This is a genomic window from Nonomuraea sp. NPDC051941, assembly GCF_044593615.1.
This window is the reverse complement of record NZ_JBIUCF010000001.1, coordinates 309801-326819: the sequence shown is the minus strand read 5'-3', so window position 1 is coordinate 326819 and position 17019 is coordinate 309801. Positions and strand designations below refer to the sequence as shown.

The 17019-nt window shown below is 71.3% G+C and carries 15 protein-coding genes; 8 read left to right on the top strand and 7 right to left on the bottom strand.

Features of this window, described 5'->3' with window-relative positions:
* Nucleotides 1–2: 2 nt before the first annotated feature.
* Complete coding sequence (locus ACIHFD_RS01445; RefSeq protein WP_397365090.1) at nt 3–599, top strand: TetR/AcrR family transcriptional regulator; 597 nt, start codon at nt 3–5, stop codon at nt 597–599.
* Here the strand turns inward: ACIHFD_RS01445 and ACIHFD_RS01440 are convergent.
* From ACIHFD_RS01440 to ACIHFD_RS01425, 4 genes are all read right to left on the bottom strand, one after another.
* Nucleotides 588–1409, bottom strand: coding sequence for a hypothetical protein (locus ACIHFD_RS01440; protein ID WP_350722893.1), 822 nt, complete (start codon nt 1407–1409; stop codon nt 588–590). The two genes, ACIHFD_RS01445 and ACIHFD_RS01440, sit on opposite strands and share 12 nt — an antisense overlap.
* A 79-nt stretch (nt 1410–1488) precedes the next feature.
* The gene (locus ACIHFD_RS01435; protein ID WP_020542847.1) at nt 1489–1788 is read right to left on the bottom strand and encodes a DUF4193 domain-containing protein; all 300 of its coding nucleotides are present in this window, start codon (nt 1786–1788) and stop codon (nt 1489–1491) included.
* Between the two features lie 320 nt (nt 1789–2108).
* Entirely contained in the window at nt 2109–3413 is a 1305-nt protein-coding gene (locus ACIHFD_RS01430; protein WP_397365460.1) for a sensor histidine kinase, read from the bottom strand.
* A 52-nt stretch (nt 3414–3465) separates the two neighbouring features.
* Entirely contained in the window at nt 3466–4119 is a 654-nt protein-coding gene (locus ACIHFD_RS01425; RefSeq protein ID WP_350722895.1) for a response regulator transcription factor, read from the bottom strand.
* 235 nt (nt 4120–4354) lie between these two features.
* Between ACIHFD_RS01425 and ACIHFD_RS01420 the strand changes: the two genes are divergently transcribed.
* Nucleotides 4355–4519: a hypothetical protein gene (locus tag ACIHFD_RS01420; protein ID WP_165959788.1), complete on the top strand. Its 165-nt coding sequence runs from the start codon at nt 4355–4357 to the stop codon at nt 4517–4519.
* A gap of 46 nt (nt 4520–4565) precedes the next feature.
* Here the strand turns inward: ACIHFD_RS01420 and ACIHFD_RS01415 are convergent, their stop codons facing one another.
* Together ACIHFD_RS01415 and ACIHFD_RS01410 are read right to left on the bottom strand one after the other, a co-directional pair.
* Complete coding sequence (locus ACIHFD_RS01415) at nt 4566–5354, bottom strand: inositol monophosphatase family protein (protein WP_355194354.1); 789 nt, start codon at nt 5352–5354, stop codon at nt 4566–4568.
* Complete coding sequence (locus tag ACIHFD_RS01410) at nt 5354–7330, bottom strand: prolyl oligopeptidase family serine peptidase (protein ID WP_397365089.1); 1977 nt, start codon at nt 7328–7330, stop codon at nt 5354–5356. Before ACIHFD_RS01410 ends, ACIHFD_RS01415 begins: the two co-directional genes overlap by 1 nt.
* Nucleotides 7331–7386: 56 nt before the next feature.
* Between ACIHFD_RS01410 and ACIHFD_RS01405 the strand changes: the two genes are divergently transcribed.
* Nucleotides 7387–8337 carry a ferrochelatase gene (locus ACIHFD_RS01405; protein WP_397365088.1) on the top strand — a complete coding sequence of 317 codons (951 nt, stop codon included), beginning with the start codon at nt 7387–7389 and terminating at the stop codon, nt 8335–8337.
* Here ACIHFD_RS01405 and ACIHFD_RS01400 read toward each other — a convergent pair.
* The gene (locus ACIHFD_RS01400) at nt 8328–9497 is read right to left on the bottom strand and encodes a lytic transglycosylase domain-containing protein (protein ID WP_397365087.1); all 1170 of its coding nucleotides are present in this window, start codon (nt 9495–9497) and stop codon (nt 8328–8330) included. The two genes, ACIHFD_RS01405 and ACIHFD_RS01400, sit on opposite strands and share 10 nt — an antisense overlap.
* Nucleotides 9498–9590: 93 nt before the next feature.
* Here ACIHFD_RS01400 and ACIHFD_RS01395 point away from each other — a divergent pair, with 93 nt between their 5' ends.
* From ACIHFD_RS01395 to sepH, 5 genes are all read left to right on the top strand, one after another.
* Nucleotides 9591–10793 carry an MFS transporter gene (locus ACIHFD_RS01395; RefSeq protein WP_397365086.1) on the top strand — a complete coding sequence of 401 codons (1203 nt, stop codon included), beginning with the start codon at nt 9591–9593 and terminating at the stop codon, nt 10791–10793.
* A gap of 54 nt (nt 10794–10847) precedes the next feature.
* Nucleotides 10848–11573 carry a polysaccharide deacetylase family protein gene (locus ACIHFD_RS01390; RefSeq protein WP_397365085.1) on the top strand — a complete coding sequence of 242 codons (726 nt, stop codon included), beginning with the start codon at nt 10848–10850 and terminating at the stop codon, nt 11571–11573.
* A gap of 43 nt (nt 11574–11616) precedes the next feature.
* Nucleotides 11617–12894, top strand: coding sequence for a D-arabinono-1,4-lactone oxidase (locus ACIHFD_RS01385; RefSeq protein ID WP_397365084.1), 1278 nt, complete (start codon nt 11617–11619; stop codon nt 12892–12894).
* 79 nt (nt 12895–12973) lie between these two features.
* Nucleotides 12974–13918, top strand: coding sequence for a S8 family serine peptidase (locus ACIHFD_RS01380; RefSeq protein WP_397365083.1), 945 nt, complete (start codon nt 12974–12976; stop codon nt 13916–13918).
* A 160-nt stretch (nt 13919–14078) separates the two neighbouring features.
* Nucleotides 14079–16889, top strand: a complete 2811-nt coding sequence (gene sepH, locus ACIHFD_RS01375; protein ID WP_397365082.1) for a septation protein SepH — start codon at nt 14079–14081, stop codon at nt 16887–16889.
* Nucleotides 16890–17019 lie beyond the last annotated feature (130 nt).

Sequence of the window (17019 nt, the reverse complement as noted above, 5' to 3'; positions counted from 1 at the left end):
ACATGGCCTCTCCGACCCCCACCCGTCAGCGCAAGCGCGGACACGACCCGGAGTCCGTGCTGTCCACCGCCGTCGGCGTCTTCAACGAGCGGGGCTACGACGGGACGAGCATGGAGGACCTGGCCAGGGCTCTCGGCGTGACCAAGTCGGCCATCTACTACCACGTGCCGGGCAAGGAGCAACTCCTCGCGCGGGCGCTGGACCGGGCGCTCGACGGGCTGTTCGCGGTGGTGACCGACGAGCGCGCCGCCTCGGGACCCGCGATCGACCGCCTGGAGTGGGCCGTACGGCAGAGCGTGCGCATCCTCGTGGACCGGCTGCCGTACGTGACGCTGCTGCTGCGGGTGCGCGGCAACAGCCGCACCGAGCAGGCGGCGCTGGAGCGGCGGCGGGACTTCGACAGGTTCATCAGCCACCTGGTCAAGGAGGCGGCGGCGGAGGGCAGCATCCGGCCGGACGTGGACCCGGCGCTGGTGACGCGGCTGCTGTTCGGCGCGGTGAACTCGATCACCGAGTGGTACCGACCGGCGCGCGGGGCCTCGGCGGACGACCTGGCCGACGCGCTGCTCAAGATGACCTTCACCGGCCTACGGGTCTAACGCGTCCCGCCGCGGAGGATCGACCTCGGGGGTCTCGGCGCCGCGGGGCAGCTTGACGCGCAGGTCGTTGCGTACGGCCTCGCCGAGTTTCTTGGTGGCGATGCGGTTGAGCGCGCCGCCGGCGATCGCTCCCGTGAGGAACGGGCCGAGCGTGGTCAGGTGGCGGCCGAGCGTCCGGAGGAGGCGGTTGCGCAGGGCGGTCTTGGTGGCCGCGCCGAGCGCCAGCGAGACGGACGTGGGCGTGAGGGGGTCGATGCCACGTTGTCTGGCCCATGCCGCCGTGAACGCGACCGCGCGCTGGGTGCCCGAGCCCTCGACGCGTACGCCGTAGACCTCGTGCAGTTCGGCCAGGAGCTTGACCTCGATGGCGGCGACGACGATGGTCTCGGCGACGAGTTGCGCGGGGGCGGAGAGCAGAAGGGGCGGTGCGGCGAACTCTGCCGCCGCGAGCGCTCCGCCGATGGCGCCGACCGTCATCGTGGCCTTCTGGGCGGTGCGCACCAGGTCGTCGGCGAGTTGCTCGCCGGTCAGGCCGTGATGGTGCTCGGAAAGGGTGTGCAGGTCCCTGATCGGGATGCGCGGCGCGATGTTGAGAAAGACGTCCGCCAGCCAGCGGCCCCGGCCCGCGCCTGTGGCGCGTGCCTTCTTGGCCCCCTCGGACAGCGCGCGGGCTAGTCGGCCGAGCAGCCTGCGCCGCTCGGCCGGCTCCAGCTCGCCGGGCGCGGTGAGCTTGCCTACGAGCTCGCCGACCTCGCGTTCGGGGCCGGCGACCTCGTTGTCTGGTTGCTTGTCTTGCTCAGGTACGGCCACGCGTTGCCTCCGTCCTCATGGTCGCGATCGCTCAAGGTCGGGCTTCGTCTCCCTACCCCGAGCATTTCGCTCCAGTCGATTAGGCGGCGCACTCCCGGCAGACCTGCTGGCCGTTCTTCTCGGAGGCCAGCTGGCTACGGTGGTGCACCAGGAAGCAGCGCGAGCAGGTGAACTCGTCGGCCTGACGGGGGATCACCCGCAGGGAGAGCTCTTCGTTCGACAGATCCGCACCGGGCAGTTCGAGCGACTCGGCCAGGTCGGTCTCGTCGATGTCGATGCTGCCAGACGACTTGTCGGTGCGCCGCGCCTGCAACTCCTGGAGGCTGTCCTCCCCCAGGTCGTCGTCTGTCTTGCGTGGGCTGTCGTAGTCGGTAGCCATTGTGCTTACTCCATCCCCCTCATCTATATGTCCTCGCGCTCATCGCGCGTCTTCTAACGTCCAGGAAGCCCATCTTGTGCCCGTTCCGCCGGGGAGATTTCCCATGGGTACCCCGCTGGAACGGACGACGAACCTCCCAACACGTCAGGGCCTGCTGCCGTCGGCAATGGTTAGCCAAATATGGCGAAACCCACAGCCTTGGCGCCATGCACCACCGTGTTCGACGGCACATCCAACCACATGTGCGGCGTGAATGAGACGCCCCCCACGCCTCAACACGGGCACCAACACACGGACGAACGCGCCGGAGCAAGACGATCTCAGCGTCTCGGGAGCCGAATGGTCACGACGAGCCCTCCACCATCACGTGGCACCGCGGCCACATTTCCACCGTGAGCCTGAACCACCGCACGAACGATGGACAGCCCCAGCCCTGATCCCTTCGCCGAATCCACGCGGTCCGCGTGGAGCCTCCTGAAGGGCTCGAACAGGCTGTTCACCTCGTACGCCGGGACATGCTGCCCTGTGTTGGCCACCTGAACAACCAAGGCACCGTCCGCCATTCCCGTCCGGATCCATACTTTTCCGTTTTCAGGAATGTTGTACTTGACCGCGTTCTCCAGGAGGTTGCTGACCGACCGCTCCAGGAGCACCGGATCGCCTATGGTAGGCGCGCTGACCAGTTCGGCCGTCACGGTTACCCCGTGCTCCTCGGCGAAGGCCGTCACCTGTTCCACGGCCGTCTGAGCGACTTCCCGGACATCGACCGGTTTGCGCACGGCGAGTTCGCGCTCGCTCCTCGCCAGCAACAGCAGTCCCTCGATGAGCTTCTCGTTACGCGCGTTGACTTCGAGAAGGGTACGGCCGAGCGCTTTGAGATCCTCGGACGCCTCGGGATCGGACAGGGCGATCTCCAGGACGGTCCGGTTAATCGTGAGGGGAGTTCGCAATTCGTGGGAGGCGTTGGCCACGAATCTGCGCTGGGTGTCGAAGGCGACGTTGAGCCGGGTGAGCATGGCGTCGAACGTGTCGGCCAGCTCCTTCAGCTCGTCGTTGGGGCCCTGCAGGTCGATGCGCTGGTGGGCCAGGGTGCTCTCGGACAGCTTGCGCGCCGTCGCCGTCATCTGGGCCACCGGCCGCAGCGCCCGGTCGGCCACGAAGTAGCCGATGATCAGCGCCAGGATGCCGACGCCCATCAGCGCGAGCAGGGAGTTGCCGAACAACGCGTCCCGCGCACGCTGGATCGCCAGCGCCTGCATGTTGTGCCAGGCGTTCTGGAGCTGCTCGTCCGCGGAGGGCGGCAGCCCCAGATCGATGGTCGGCCAGGCCCAGGTGATCGCCGATCCGACGATCATGTAGACCGACCCCAGCAGCACGGCGGCCGCCACGAAGACGAGCGCGCCGTACGTGAGCGTCAGCCGCCACCGGATGCTGACCTTGGCGGGCAGCTCCCTCATCCGCTCCAGCGGCGTGCGCTGGGTCTGCTCCGCGGGCGGCGGCGGGCCGTCCCAGGCGGGCGGCCCGCTGGGTGGTGGCGCCTGCTGCACGCGCGTCGCCTTCCTCGCCGAATGCGGGCTGATCATCGGATGCGTCGGCCCCGACTGGAGCTCCTCCGACCTCTCCATCACGGGGCCTCCCCCGCGACGGCCGTACGGCGTTCAATGGATCGCCGGTTTCTCACAGTTTGTACCCAACCCCGGGCACAGTCTCGATCACCTGAGGCTCGCCCAGCTTCTTCCGCAGCGTCATCATGGTCACGCGGACCACGTTCGTGAAGGGATCGATGTTCTCGTCCCATGCCTTGTCCAGCAGGTCCTCCTGGCTGACCACGGCGCCCTCGGCCCGCATCAGCTCCTCGAGCACCGCGAACTCCTTCTTGGTCAGCACGACCTCCTTGCCGTCGCGCTCCACCAGCCGCTTGCCCGGGTCGAGCCGGATGCCGCCGCGCTCCAGGACGGGCGGCAGGGCGGGCGCGGAGCGGCGGCCGAGCGCGCGCACCCTGGCGACCAGCTCGATGAACACGAACGGCTTGGCCAGGTAGTCGTCGGCCCCCAGGCCGAGACCCTCCACCTTGTCGTCCACGTCGCCCGACGCGGTCAGCATCAGGATCCGCGAGGCGCTCCGCTGCTCCACCAGGCGACGGCACACCTCGTCGCCGTGGACCACTGGCAGGTCGCGGTCCAGCACGATCACGTCGTAGTCGATGTAGGAGGTCCGCTCGAGGGCGCCGCCCCCGTCGTAGGCGACGTCGACCGCCATGGCCTCGCGCCGCAGCCCGGTCGCGATCGCGTCGGCGAGCACCCGCTCATCCTCAACCACCAGCACCCGCACGCCTGATGCACCTCTCTCCGATTCTGGTCACTCATTCTGTCCACAGCCTCGATAAGCGCACGGTAAGGCATGTTCAGAGGTGGGTGACCCCCCGGTCAGGGAGAGGAGCACAAAATTCATGTTTCGGGGTGCGACGGGCCGGGGTATGCCTGCGGGACACCCATCGCCCGGACATCACCCGGCAATGGGCGTACTTCGCCCTAAGACACGGATCGGACCCCAGAGAGTAGGTGAGATGGGCGAGTTCACGACTACGATCGAACACCGCCTCGACCAGGCTTATAAGGGCCTTCGGGAGGCCCGTAGCGTCGGCGACGAATATCTCGCTGACACGCTCACCGCCGAGATCGAGGACCTGCGCAGGCTGGCCGACGATCACGGCATCCCGTTGCCCCGCTGACCAAGCGCGAACGGCCGGAGCCCGCGGGGGCTCCGGCCGTTCGCGTTCAGGCGTCCCGTTCCGGGTTCTGCGCCGCCAGCAGGTCGTGCAGCTCCTCGAAGAGCCCCGGCGCCGCGCAGAGCGCGAACTCCGGGCTCACCGGCCGGCCGTGCAGGCCTTCGAGCCTGGCCCCCGACTCGGTCGCCACCAGGCCGGCCGCGCCGTAGTCCCACGGGTTGATGCCGCGCTCGTAGTAGGCGTCCACCCGGCCCGCCGCGAGCGAGCACAGGTCGATCGCGCACGAGCCGCCGCGCCTGATGTCCCGCACCCGGGGCAGCACCGCCGCGACCACCTGGCCCTGGACCGCGCGCCTGCTCACCGCGTAGCCGAACCCGGTCGCCACCAGCGCCTGCGCGAGCGGCACGCCCGTGTTGCAGCGCAGCCGCTCCGCGCCGAGCCAGGCGCCCTCGCCGAGCGCCGCGGTGTAGACCTCGCCGCGCGCCGGCAGGTTGACGACCCCGGCCACGACCTGGCCGTTCACCTCGACGGCGATCGACACCGCCCACTCCGGCAGGCCGTACAGGAAGTTGACGGTGCCGTCGATCGGGTCGACGACCCAGCGCACGTCCGAATCGCCGGGCTTCTCCCCGCCCTCCTCGCCGAGGATCCTGTCGCCGGGCCTGGCGGCCAGGATGCGCTCGCGGATGAGCTCCTCCGACGCCTTGTCCAGCGCGGTGACCACGTCGGTGGGGCTGGACTTGGTCTCGATCTCCTCGGACATCGTGGGCCGCTTGGCGAGCAGCATGTCGCCCGCCTCGCGCGCGATGTCCTCGGCCAGTCTCAGGAAATCCGTCATCAGGCCACCGAGTCCGGACGCTTCCACTCCTCGCCGAGCACGTGCTGGGCGAGGAAGGCGAAGACGGTCTCGTACCAGGCGACGATGTTGCCCGGCTTGAGGATCCAGTGGTTCTCGTCGGGGAAGTACAGGAACTTCGACTCGACCTCGCTGCGCCGCAGGTCCCACCAGAGCCGCAGGCCCTCGCCGATCGGCACCCGGTAGTCCTTGTCGCCGTGGATGACGAGGAGCGGCGTGGTGATCTTGCCGAGGGAGTTGTGCGGCGACAGGAGTTGGTACCGCTCGGAGCCGGGCTCGCCGAACTCGCGCTGCCAGTACATGGAGGCGTCGGTGGTGCCGGCGAACTGGTCGAGGTTCCACAGCGACGCGTGGGTGACGATGGCCTTGTAGCGGTCGCTGTGGCCGGCGAGCCAGTTGGCCATGTAGCCGCCGTACGAGCCGCCCATCGCGCCGATGCGCTCGCTGTCGATGTCGTCCCTGGCCAGGGCCACGTCGACGATCGCGTCGAGGTCGGCCTGGGTGCGCGGGCCCCAGTTGCCCCAGCCGCGGTCGATCATCTCCTGCCCGTAGCCGGTGGACAGGCACGGGTCCGGCATGAGCACGGCGTACCCGCGCTGGGTCATGAGCCACACCTGCCAGCGCCACTGCCAGTCGTTCCACGAGGCGACCGGGCCGCCGTGGATCCACAGCACGAACGGCGCCGGCTCGTCGGCCGAGGCGCCTTCGGGCAGCGCGAGCCAGCCGCGGATCGTGGCGCCGTCGTCGGCGGTGGCGGAGATCTCGGTCAGCGTGCCCGGCGCCTCGGGGCGCGGCCCGGGCGAGGGCAGGTCGACGATCTCGCCGCCGGCCACGTCGATCCTGGCCGGGCCGGGGGCGAGGGCGATGCCGCTGCGCAGCGCGTAGACGGAGCCGCCGTCGGAGGAGACGTTGAGCCCGGTGTACGCGGCGTCGTCCAGGGTGAGCCTGGTGCTCTCCCCGTCCAGCGGGACGCGGAAGACCGGACGGCGGCCCTGGTGGTCGGCCACGATGTAGACGGCCGAGGAGTCCGGCGCCCACTCGATGTCCGCGGGGAACAGGTCGGGCGCGTACGCGCGGCCCTCGCCGGTGGCCACGTCGGCGATCCACAGCTCGCTGCGCGCCGAGACCTCCAGCCCGGTGAACCGGTCGCGGGCGCAGGCCACCTTGGAGCCGTCGGGCGAGATCGCGAGCGGGCCCGTGTAGTCGAAGCCGTCCTCGGTGAGCACCGTGCGCCGCTCGCCCGAGGCCACGTCGATGGCCACCAGGTCGGTACGGCTCTCACCCTTAGGCAGGTACGTGCGCCAGGTCGTGAACACCGTGGCGCCGTCCGGGCTCAACTCGAACGAGGCGTCCCGCAGCCCCTCCCCCGCGTCGGGGGTCAGCTCGCGCACGTCCTCCAGGCGGTCGCCGCCGAGCCTGGCGGCGAACAGCCTGGTGCGGCCCGGGCCGAGGTCGTGGTCCCAGAAGCGGATCGGGTAGCCCTCGTGCAGGATGGCGCTGATCCCGGCGTCCTTGCGGGCCTTGCGCCTGTCCTCGTCGGCCGCCTCCTCGCCGTCGAGCACGTCGGCGGAGAAGACCACGACGTCGGCGGCCGTACGCACCGCGCCGACGCCGCCGGGGCGGGTGGCCACCTGGCGGGCCTCACCCCCCGCGCGGGGCAGCAACCAGAGCGCGGGCACCTCGTCGGAGGAGTCCTTGACGGTGGGGTCGGGGCGGGCGGAGGTGAACAGCACGTCGCCCGCGGCCGTGAAGACCGCGGCCGACTCGCCCTTGGCCGAGCGGGTCAGCCGATAGGGCTCGCCGTCGACCGGAATCGCCCAGAGCGCGGTGCCGTAAGACTTGCCGTCGGGGTTGAGTGACTGGACTGTGGAGATCAACCTGGAGCCGTCGGGGGAGAGCTTCAGCGAGAGAACCCGGGGGATGGCCACGTAGTCGCGTATGTCATTGAATGCGCTCACTCAATCGAACCTACCTCGCAGCAGAGACCTCCCGCACTCCTGAATACTGTGGTCACGTGGGAACATACGACGCGTTGCTGCTTCTGTCGTTCGGCGGGCCCGAGGGGCCCGAGGACGTGCTGCCGTTCCTGGAGAACGTCGTGCGCGGCAGGGGGGTGCCGCGCGAGCGGCTGCTCGAGGTGGCCGAGCACTACCAGGGCTTCGGCGGGGTCAGCCCGATCAACCGGCAGAACCGCGACCTGGTCGAGGCGCTGCGCCCGATCTCCGGCGTGCCCGTCTACTGGGGCAACCGCAACTGGCACCCGTTCGGCGAGGACACCGTCCGCCAGATGAAGGCCGACGGGATCAGGAAAGCGGCCGTGTTCGCGACCTCGGCGTTCGCGGGCTACTCGAGCTGCCGCCAGTACTACGAGGACATCGCCAGGATCTCCGTCGAGGACGGTCCCGAGCTGGTCAAGATGCGCCACTTCGGCGACCACCCGGGGTTCGTGGCCGCGATGGCCGACCACACGCGGGCGGCGCTCGAACGGCTCGGCCGCGACGACGCCCGGCTGGTGTTCACCGCCCACAGCATCCCCGTCTCCATGGCCGAGACCGCGGGCCCCTCGGGCGGCCTGTACGAGGCGCAGCTCCGCAGGAGCGCCGAGCTGGTCAGCCAGGCGCTCGGCCGCACGCAACCGTGGGACCTGGTGTGGCAGTCGCGCAGCGGCCCGCCGCAGGTGCCGTGGCTGGAGCCGGACGTCTGCGACTTCCTGCGCAAGACGGACGCCCGTTCGGTCGTGCTGGTGCCGATCGGGTTCGTCTCCGACCACATGGAGGTCGTCTACGACCTCGACACCGAGGCCAGGCAGGTGGCCGCCGAGCTGGGGCTGCCCATGGAGCGGGCGGCGACCGCCGGCACGCACCCGCGCTTCGTCCAGATGGTGCGCGAGCTGATGGACGAGCCCGAGCCCGTTCCCTGCGCGCTCACCTGCTGCCCGCCGCCCCGCAGGCGCCCTCAGGCGTAGGTACGGGCGTAGGCCTGGGCGATCCCCATGACCTTGTTCACGTAGTCCCACGAGTGGTTGTAGAACCAGATCGCCTTGCGTAGCTTCTCGCCGCCCTGGCCGGCGCCGTTGGCACACAGGTAGTTGGCGGCGCCGGGCACCGCGTCGTACGGGCTCCAGATGTCGGACTTGCCGTCCCCGTCGCCGTCCACGCCGTAGTGCTTCCAGGTGGCGGGCATGAACTGCATGGGCCCGAGCGCGCCCGCGCTGGACGGGCCGTTGTTGCGGCCGTGGCTGCTCTCTACCTGCCCGATCGCCGCCAGCACCGTCCACGACAGCCCCGGGCAGCGGGTGGCCGCCGCCTTGTACAGGTCCAGGTAGCTGCCCGGGCGGCCCACGTTCACCGTCGTCTGGGGCTTCTGCTGCTTCGGCGTACGGTGCGCCGCGTCCAGCATGACGACCTGCGAGCCCTTGCCGAGCACCTTGCGCACCCCCGCCTCGCTGATCTTGCCGGCCTTGCCGTGCAGCAGCACCGCGACCCCCGGCGCGAACCCCAGCGACCTGCCCAGGTCCGCGCTCACCAGCCCGTCCACGCCCATGAGCCCGAGCGTGGCCGAGGCCGCCACGCGCAGGCGGGGACCGCCGTCCACCTGGTACATGCCGCCCAGGATCATCCCGAACTTGCGCATCGCGCCCGCGTCGGCCACCAGCTCGCCCCTGGCCAGCGCGCTCCACACGGCGGGCTGGTCGGCGACGGGCTGCGGCGTCCAGGAGCGGAAGTCGGCGGGATCGACGGCCAGCAGGTTCAGGCCTGTGCCGGCCACCTTGACCGCGCCCGCGTCCACCACGGCCACCTTCTGCACGTACTTCAGCCCGCTGAGCGCGAACCTCGTGGTCTTCGGCACCGTGCCCGCGGCGATGGCCAGCACGCGCGGCGGCGTCGCGGTGACCCCGGCGCCGCCCTGGCCGAAGTCCTTGACCGGCGCGGCCGTGGGCACGAGCTGGTCGAGGCGCGGCGAGGGCTGCTGCGGCCGCTGCGTGGGCTTCCTGCGCACCGGCTCGTTCGCGGTTTTGACCAGGTCGTCGCCCAGGATCACGACGACTCCGCCGGCCGCGGCCGTGACCACGAGCACGGCGGCGACCATGAGGATGACCGCGCGGAACGAGGGAAGACCGGACACTCGGGACACGTTAACCCACTCGCCCGCTAAATCACTTGCCATCCGGACATACGGTGCGTCATGGTTACTTGGCGCAAGTAAGGGGGAAACGGCGTGGTCGGGCCTTACCGGGGATTGTTCGACGGGCCCGGCGTCAAGGGATTCGTCCTGGCGGGATTCATCGGCCGCATGCCGATGTCCATGCTCGGCATCGGCGTCGTCCTGCTGGTCTCCGCGCTCACCTCGTCGTACGCCACCGCCGGCGGCGTCGCCGCCATGACCAACCTGGCCTTCGCCGTGGCCGCCCCCATGTCGGGCCGCCTCGTGGACAGGTTCGGGCAGGGCCGGGTGATACCGCCGTTCGCCGTCGTCAACGCGCTCGCGCTGGTCGCCCTCATGCTGTGCGCCGGATTCGGGCTGCCCGACTGGACGCTGTACGCCTCGGGCCTGCTCGTGGGCGCCACGTCGCTGTCGCTGGGCTCGATGGTGCGGGCCCGCTGGTCGGTCATCCACGGCGGGTCGGGCAGGCTGCACACCGCGTTCGCCTTCGAGTCGGTGGTGGACGAGGTCATCTTCGTCACCGGGCCCGCGCTGGTCACGGTGCTGGCCACCGCCGTGAACCCGTACGCGGGGCTGGTCGTGGCCCTGGTCTGCATGCTCCTCGGCACCTTCGCGCTGGCGGCCCAGCGGCGCACCCAGCCGCCCGTGCAGCCGGTCAAGTCGGTGGCGGGCACTCCCATCCTGATCCCCGGCATCGCCCTGCTGGCGTGCGTCTACCTGGCGCTGGGCGCCGTGTTCGGCTCGGTCGACCTGATCACGGTGGCCTTCGCCGAGGAGCACGGCGTGAAGGGCGCCTCCGGGTTCCTGCTGGCGGCGTTCGCGGGCGGGTCGATGGTGTCGGGGCTGTGGTTCGGGTCGCGGGACTGGAAGATCTCGCTGCGCGGGCGGTTCGTGCGGACGCTCGCGCTGTTCGTGGTGGGGCTCATACCGATCATGTTCATCGGTGACGCGCGGATCATGGCGCCGGCCCTGTTCCTGGCCGGATTCGCCATCTCGCCGACGCTCATCACGGGCTTCTCGCTCACCGAGCGGCTGGTGCCTCCGTCCCTGCTCACCGAGGGCATGGCGTGGATCTCGACGTCGATCGGGTTCGGCGTGGCGGTCGGGGCGTGGGCCGGCGGGCGGCTCACCGAGATGTTCGGCGCGTCCAACGCGTACGCCTTCTCCTGGGGTGCGGCGATCCTGGCCGCGGCCGTGGGCATCGGAGGTTCGGGTTTGCTGAGACTTCCCGAGGCTCCTTCACCCGCCCGGAGTTGATCCGCTACGGTCGGGACATCCCTCGCAACACCCATCTCATTGGAAGCATTACCTATGTCCCGACAAATCAGTTCACTTCTAGCTATCGCGGCTGTCTGCGTCACTCTGGCCCCGGCGCCCGCCTTCGCCCAGGCGCCGAAGAAGGCCGCGCCGGTCGACTGCGAGCAGGTCAAGTGCCTCGCGCTGACGTTCGACGACGGGCCCGGCCAGTACGCGGGAACGCTCCTCGACACGCTGAAGAAGTACGACGCGAAGGCGTCGTTCTTCCTCGAGGGCCAGTACGTCAAGAGCCGCCCCGCGTTCGTCAAGCGCATGGTGGCCGAGGGCCACGAGGTCGGCAACCACAGCTACAGCCACCCCGACTTCACCAAGTCCGACGCGGGCGCCATCAGGAACGAGATCAAGAAGACCCAGGACGCGGTCAAGAAGGCCTCGGGCGTCGAGCCCAAGCTGCTGCGTCCGCCGTACGGGCTGGCCGACCTGCAGGTCGCCGACGTCGCCACGGAGTTCGGCATGCCGATGATCCTGTGGACCGCCGGCTCCGAGGACTGGTCCAGCAAGAACGTCGACGCCATCAAGAAGAAGACCATGGAGGTCGCGCAGCCCAACGGCATCATCCTGATGCACGACTGGGTGAAGCAGACCGTGGACGCGATGCCGGCCCTCATCAAGTCGCTCCAGAAGAAGGGCTACCACCTCGTGACGGTGTCCGACATCGTCAAGCAGCAGAACCTGCAGCCCGGCGACATCTTCCCGGTTCCCGCCGGCTGGGAGAAGTGAGTATCGTTCGCGTCTAACCGAACGATGCTCTGGAGGGGTGCTCATGACGTTCGCGAATTGGGCGCGTAACCAGTCGGGCACCCCTGCCGAGGTGCGTACGCCGGCCTCGGTCGAGGACGTCGTACGCGCCGTGCGGGACGCCGCCGCCTCCGGGCGGCGGGTCCGCATGGTGGGCACGGGCCACTCCTTCACGGGGGTGGCCCTCACCGACGGCGTCATGCTGCGCCCCGGCGCGCTCACCGGGATCAGGGCATGGGGCGACGACCGCGTGACCGTGCTGGCCGGCACCCCGCTCCGCGTGCTGAACGAGCTGCTCGACGAGCGCGGCCTGGCCCTGGCCAACATGGGCGACATCACCGAGCAGACCGTCGCGGGAGCGATCCAGACCGGCACGCACGGCACCGGCCGCGACAGCGGCGGCCTCGCCGACCAGGTCGCCGAGCTGGAGCTGGTGCTGGCCGACGGCTCGGTGACGACGGCCGCGCCGGGCGAGGACCTGTTCGACGCGGCCAGGGTCGGGCTGGGGGCGCTCGGGGTGCTGACGGCCGTGACGCTCCGGGTGGAGCCCGCGTTCCTGCTGCACAACCGGCGGCGCAAGCTGTCCCTCAGCGAGGTGCTCGGCTCGCTCGACGAGCTGACCTCGGCGAACGAGCACCTCGACTTCTTCTGGCTGCCGCACACCGACGCCTGCCTGGTCAAGACCAACAATCGCAGCCCGGGCCCGGCCCGGCCGCCGGGCGCGTTGCGGCACTGGCTGGACAACGTCTTCCTGGAGAACACCGTCTTCGGCGCGGCCTGCGCGCTCGGGGGCCGCTTCCCCGACCTGATCCCGCGGATCAACGCCGTCAGCGCGGCGGCGCTCGGCGACTCGGAGTCGGTGGACACGTCGTACAAGGTCTTCACGGCGCGGCGGGACGTGCGCTTCCTCGAGATGGAGTACGCGGTGCCGCGCGAACGCCTCGGCCAGGCGCTGCGCGAGACCAGGGACCTGATCGACCGGATGGACTGGAAGATCACGTTCCCGGTGGAGGTGCGGGTCACGCCGCCCAGCGACGCGTGGCTGTCCACCGCGTACGGACGGTCGTCGGCGTACATCGCGTGCCACATCTACCGGCCGACGCCGAACCCCGCGTACTTCGAGGGCGTGGAGGAGATCATGATGCGGCTGGACGGGCGGCCGCACTGGGGCAAGCTGCATACCAGGGACGCTTCCTACCTGAACAAGGTCTATCCCCGCTTCGCGGACTTCACGGCCCTGCGTGACCGGCTCGACCCGGGGCGCCTATTCGGCAATGAGTACCTGGATCTAGTGCTCGGCTAACGCATCGTTAGGTAAAGAGCTTGCTCGAAAACGTGTCCTGGGATCCGCGCGGGCCTCGTGGCGGGCATCCTCGTAACTCGTGCCCCGACGACTCGGCCTGCCCTCCGTGTACCTCGCCGCGGCCGTGGCCACCGCCGCCACGACCGCCGTTCCTCTCGCCATGACGCCCGCGTCAGGACTCGCCCTGCGGCCCGCCCCCACCGAGCCGACCCGGCCCTTCATCGTCACGGCACGCAGCCGCGGCGCCGCCCGCGATCTCGTCGGCGAGGTGCGGTGGCGGGTGCGGCGCTATTACACCGCCGCACTGCCCGGATTCGCCACCTTCCTCACCGCCGCCGAGCTGGCCGAGCTCCGGTCGGACCCGCGGGTGCTCGCGGTCGAGCCCGACCGCGAGATCCGCCCCATGGCGCTCGGGAAATCCCGCCCGCGCTCCCACTGGGCCACCGGCGCCGGCGCCACCGTGTACGTCGTGGACAGCGGCCTGGACGCGGCCCGGGCCGAGCTCGGCGACCGGGCCTGGCGCGCCTTCGACGCCACGGGCGGCACCGGGCACGACTGCGCGGGCCACGGCACCGAGGCCGCGCGGCGCGTCAACGTCATGGCGCCGAAGGCCAGGATCGCCTCCGTGCGGGTGCTCGGCTGCGCCGGCTACGGCACCCTGGCCGATCTGCTCGCCGGGCTGGACTGGATCGGCAGGCACGCCCACGGCCCCTCCGTCGCGCACCTGGCCGTCGACGGGTCCGACTCCCCCGCGCTCGACGCCGCCACGCGGTCGCTGGTGCGGTCGGGCGTCTTCGTGGTCGGCGCGGCGTCCTCCGGCGCCTGCCGGGCCGTGCCCGGCGCTCAGGCATTCTCCGCTCACGCACCGTATCTGGCCGGGGTCGCCGCCCAATACCTGGAGCGCCATCCTGGCGCCGCCCCATCCGTTCTTGCCTCTTGGCTCAAGTGCACGACACCACGCGCCGCGATTCGTCAGAATCCGTCAGGGGCCTCTAACCTCCACTTGCACAACGGCGGGCTCTAGAGGGATGGATTCGACAAATGTGACCGGCGTCACACCGTCCCGGGAGTATCCCAGGAAGGCGATGTTCGGACATGCCGGGTACGGTGCTGGCAGGCAACCGGCACACGCGAGAGACTCAAGGGTCCGGGGGAAGAATGGCGACGCTGACGAAGGGACTCGCATGCAGGAGCTCCGACTCGTCGCGGTGAGTGAGGACGGCACCTATCTCGTGCTGGCTACTGCCGGGCGAGGTACGCGCTTCACGCTTCCCGTGGACGACCGGCTCCGTGCTGCCGTCCGCGGCAACTTCTCCCGTCTCGGCCAGTACGAGATCGAAGTGGAGAGTCCGTTGCGCCCCAAGGAGATCCAGGCTCGCATCCGCGCCGGAGAGACGGCGGAGGAGATAGCCGCGACCGCCGGGATCCCGGTCGAGCGTGTCCGCTGGTTCGAGGGTCCGGTGCTGCAGGAGCGGGAGTACGTCGCCCAGCAGGCGCAACGTGTGGCCGTCCGGATGCCCGGTGAGTCGGCGCCCGGGCCCACCCTGGGCGACCTCGTCGCCGAGCGGCTGACCAGGCGGGGCGTGCCCACCGACGAGATCGACTGGGACTCCGCCAAGCGCGACGACGGGCTGTGGCGCGTCAAGCTCGGCTACGTGTGGAACGGTCACACGCGCCACGCCGAATGGCTGTTCGACCCGCGCAAGCGGCACGTGACGCCCCATGACGACGAGGCCATGCGGCTGTCGTCGGCCGACTTCGACCCGGATCCCGTCGTCGTGGAGGACACGACGGTGACGCCGTTCACGCCGCGGGTGGCCAAGCTGCAGCCGGTGCCGCCGCTCGCCTCCGACCCGCTGCCGTTCCCGTCGGTGGTGCGCCGCGAGCCGGAGGAGCCGGCGGTCGGCTACAACCCGCCGCCCAGGTCGCCGGAGACGGCGTACGGCCGCGCCCCGGAGGCGGCGCCCCCGTTCGAGCGGGGCGCGCCACCACGTGAGCCTGACACCTCCAGAGAGGTGTCTTACGACACGCCCGACCCCGGCGAGCACTACCGGCCGGAGCCGCCCGCCCGCGAGACCGGCTATGCCCGCCCCGGCGACACCTCGTCCCGCCGCGGCGGGTCTTCGCCGTGGCTGCCCGACTTCGGCTCCGGCCGTCCTGCCGGGCGCGAGGCCGACTCCTCCATCTACGCCCCTGCCGGCACTCCCGCGGACTCCCGCACCTCACCGCCGCCCGCCGTCGAGGAGCCGCCCGCCCAGGAGCGCCCGGTGGCCTGGCGCGAGCAGAGCCCTGCCCCGCAGGCCCCCGCACCGTCCCAGCCCGCCGCGGCCACACCGCCCACGCCCCAGCCCACCACCGAGCCCCACCACCAGCCCACCACCCACGACCAGCACACCACCCCGGCCCAGCCCGCACCCCAGGCCCAGCCCGCAGCCCAGCCCGCACCCCAGGCTCAGCCCGCTGCTGAGACCCTGCCCGGCGCTGACGCCCGGCTCGCCGCTGAAGCCCAGCGTGTCGGCCAGGGCCAGGCGAGCGCCGCCGTGGAGTCGCCCGCGCAGGCCGAGGCCGCGAAGCCCGAGGCCGCAACGCCCGCTGCGATGGAGCGGCCTGCCACACCGGAGCCGTCCACGGAGCCCGCTCAGGACGCCCACTCCGCCGCGACCAGCCGGCCGAGCACGACCCCGGCCCCGATCGCGACCTCCGAGCCGACCGCAGCCCCTGAGCCGGTCGTGGCCCCTGAGGCGACGGCGGCCGCACAACCCGTGGCATCCGCAGACCCCGTGGCACCCGCGAAGGCCGTAGCAACCACCGAGCCGACGCCGGCCACCGAGCCAGCGACAACCGCGGATCCGATGCCGGTCGCCGAGCCCGCCGCATCCACGGAGCCGACCGCAGCCGCCGAGCCCACGGCGACCTCGGAGCCGACCGCGATCACCGAGCCCGCGGCGACCTCCGAGGCGACGGCCGTCACCCAGCCCGTAGCGACCTCCGAGCCGACCGCAGTCAGTGAGCCCGCAGCGACCTCCGAGTCGGCGGCAGTCACCCAGCCCGCGGCATCCGCGGAGCCGACTGCGGTCGCCGAGCCGGTGGCCGCCTCGGAGTCGGCTGCAGTCACCGAGTCGGCGGTATCTGCGGCGCCGGTCGCGTCCGCGGAGCCGACCCCGGTCACCGAGTCGGCACCAGCCACGGAGCCGGTCACTTCTTCGGCCACCGAGCCGGTCGCGTCCTCGGCCACCGAGTCGGACACGTCGTCGGCCGGCGAGCCGGTCGCCTCGGCCAGCGACGCCGAGCCCACTCCTGAGCCCGCTCCCACGCCGGTCTCCGAGGCCGTCTCCGCGCCTGCCGACGCGCCCGCCGATGGGGACACCACGGACGTCCAGGCCACCGACGCCGTAAAGGCCGAGACGTCCAAGCCAGCGGCAGACGCGCCCACCGCCGAGCCGACGGCCGCCATGCCCGAGCAGAAGGCGACCCAGGCCGTACCGGACGCCAAGCCGCAGCCCGAGGCGGCCCCTGAGGTCGCCACACCTGAGGCCGCCAGCACCCCCACAACGGAGGCCGCCAGCACCGCCACGGCGGAGCCCGCCAGTGCCGCCGCCGCAAAGGAAGCCGCGACCACCACTACGACGGAATCCGCCAGCGGTGCCGCAGCCGCGAGCACTGCTGCGACGAAGCCTGCGGAGGCCGCCGCGCCGGAGCCCACGGCTCAGCCCGCTGCGCCGAAGCCCGAGAGCGCGGCCGAGCCCGAGCAGCCCGCTCAGGAGGCCAAGCCGCCGGCGCCCGCTCCCAAGCCCAAGCCGACGGAGCCCAAGACCGCCCCGGCGGTCCCGGCGGCGCGGTCCGGCAAGGACGCGCCCAAGGAGGAGCCGCCCGTGCCGGTGCCGTCTCCCCCGCCCGCTCCGGCGGCCCGCCAGGCGCGCAAGGGTTCGCGGGGCCGCCGCGCCTCGGTCCCGACCTGGGACGAGATCATGTTCGGCGCCCGCCGCCAGGACTGACCCGCCCCAGGCGCGGAGATCGACCTCGGCGGCCCACCGCCAGCCACGGTGCCACGACCTCAGCGGCACCACACCGGCGCGAGGGCCGTGACGAAGGACGGGGCCTCCCGGTCCACCGCCGCCGCAAAGG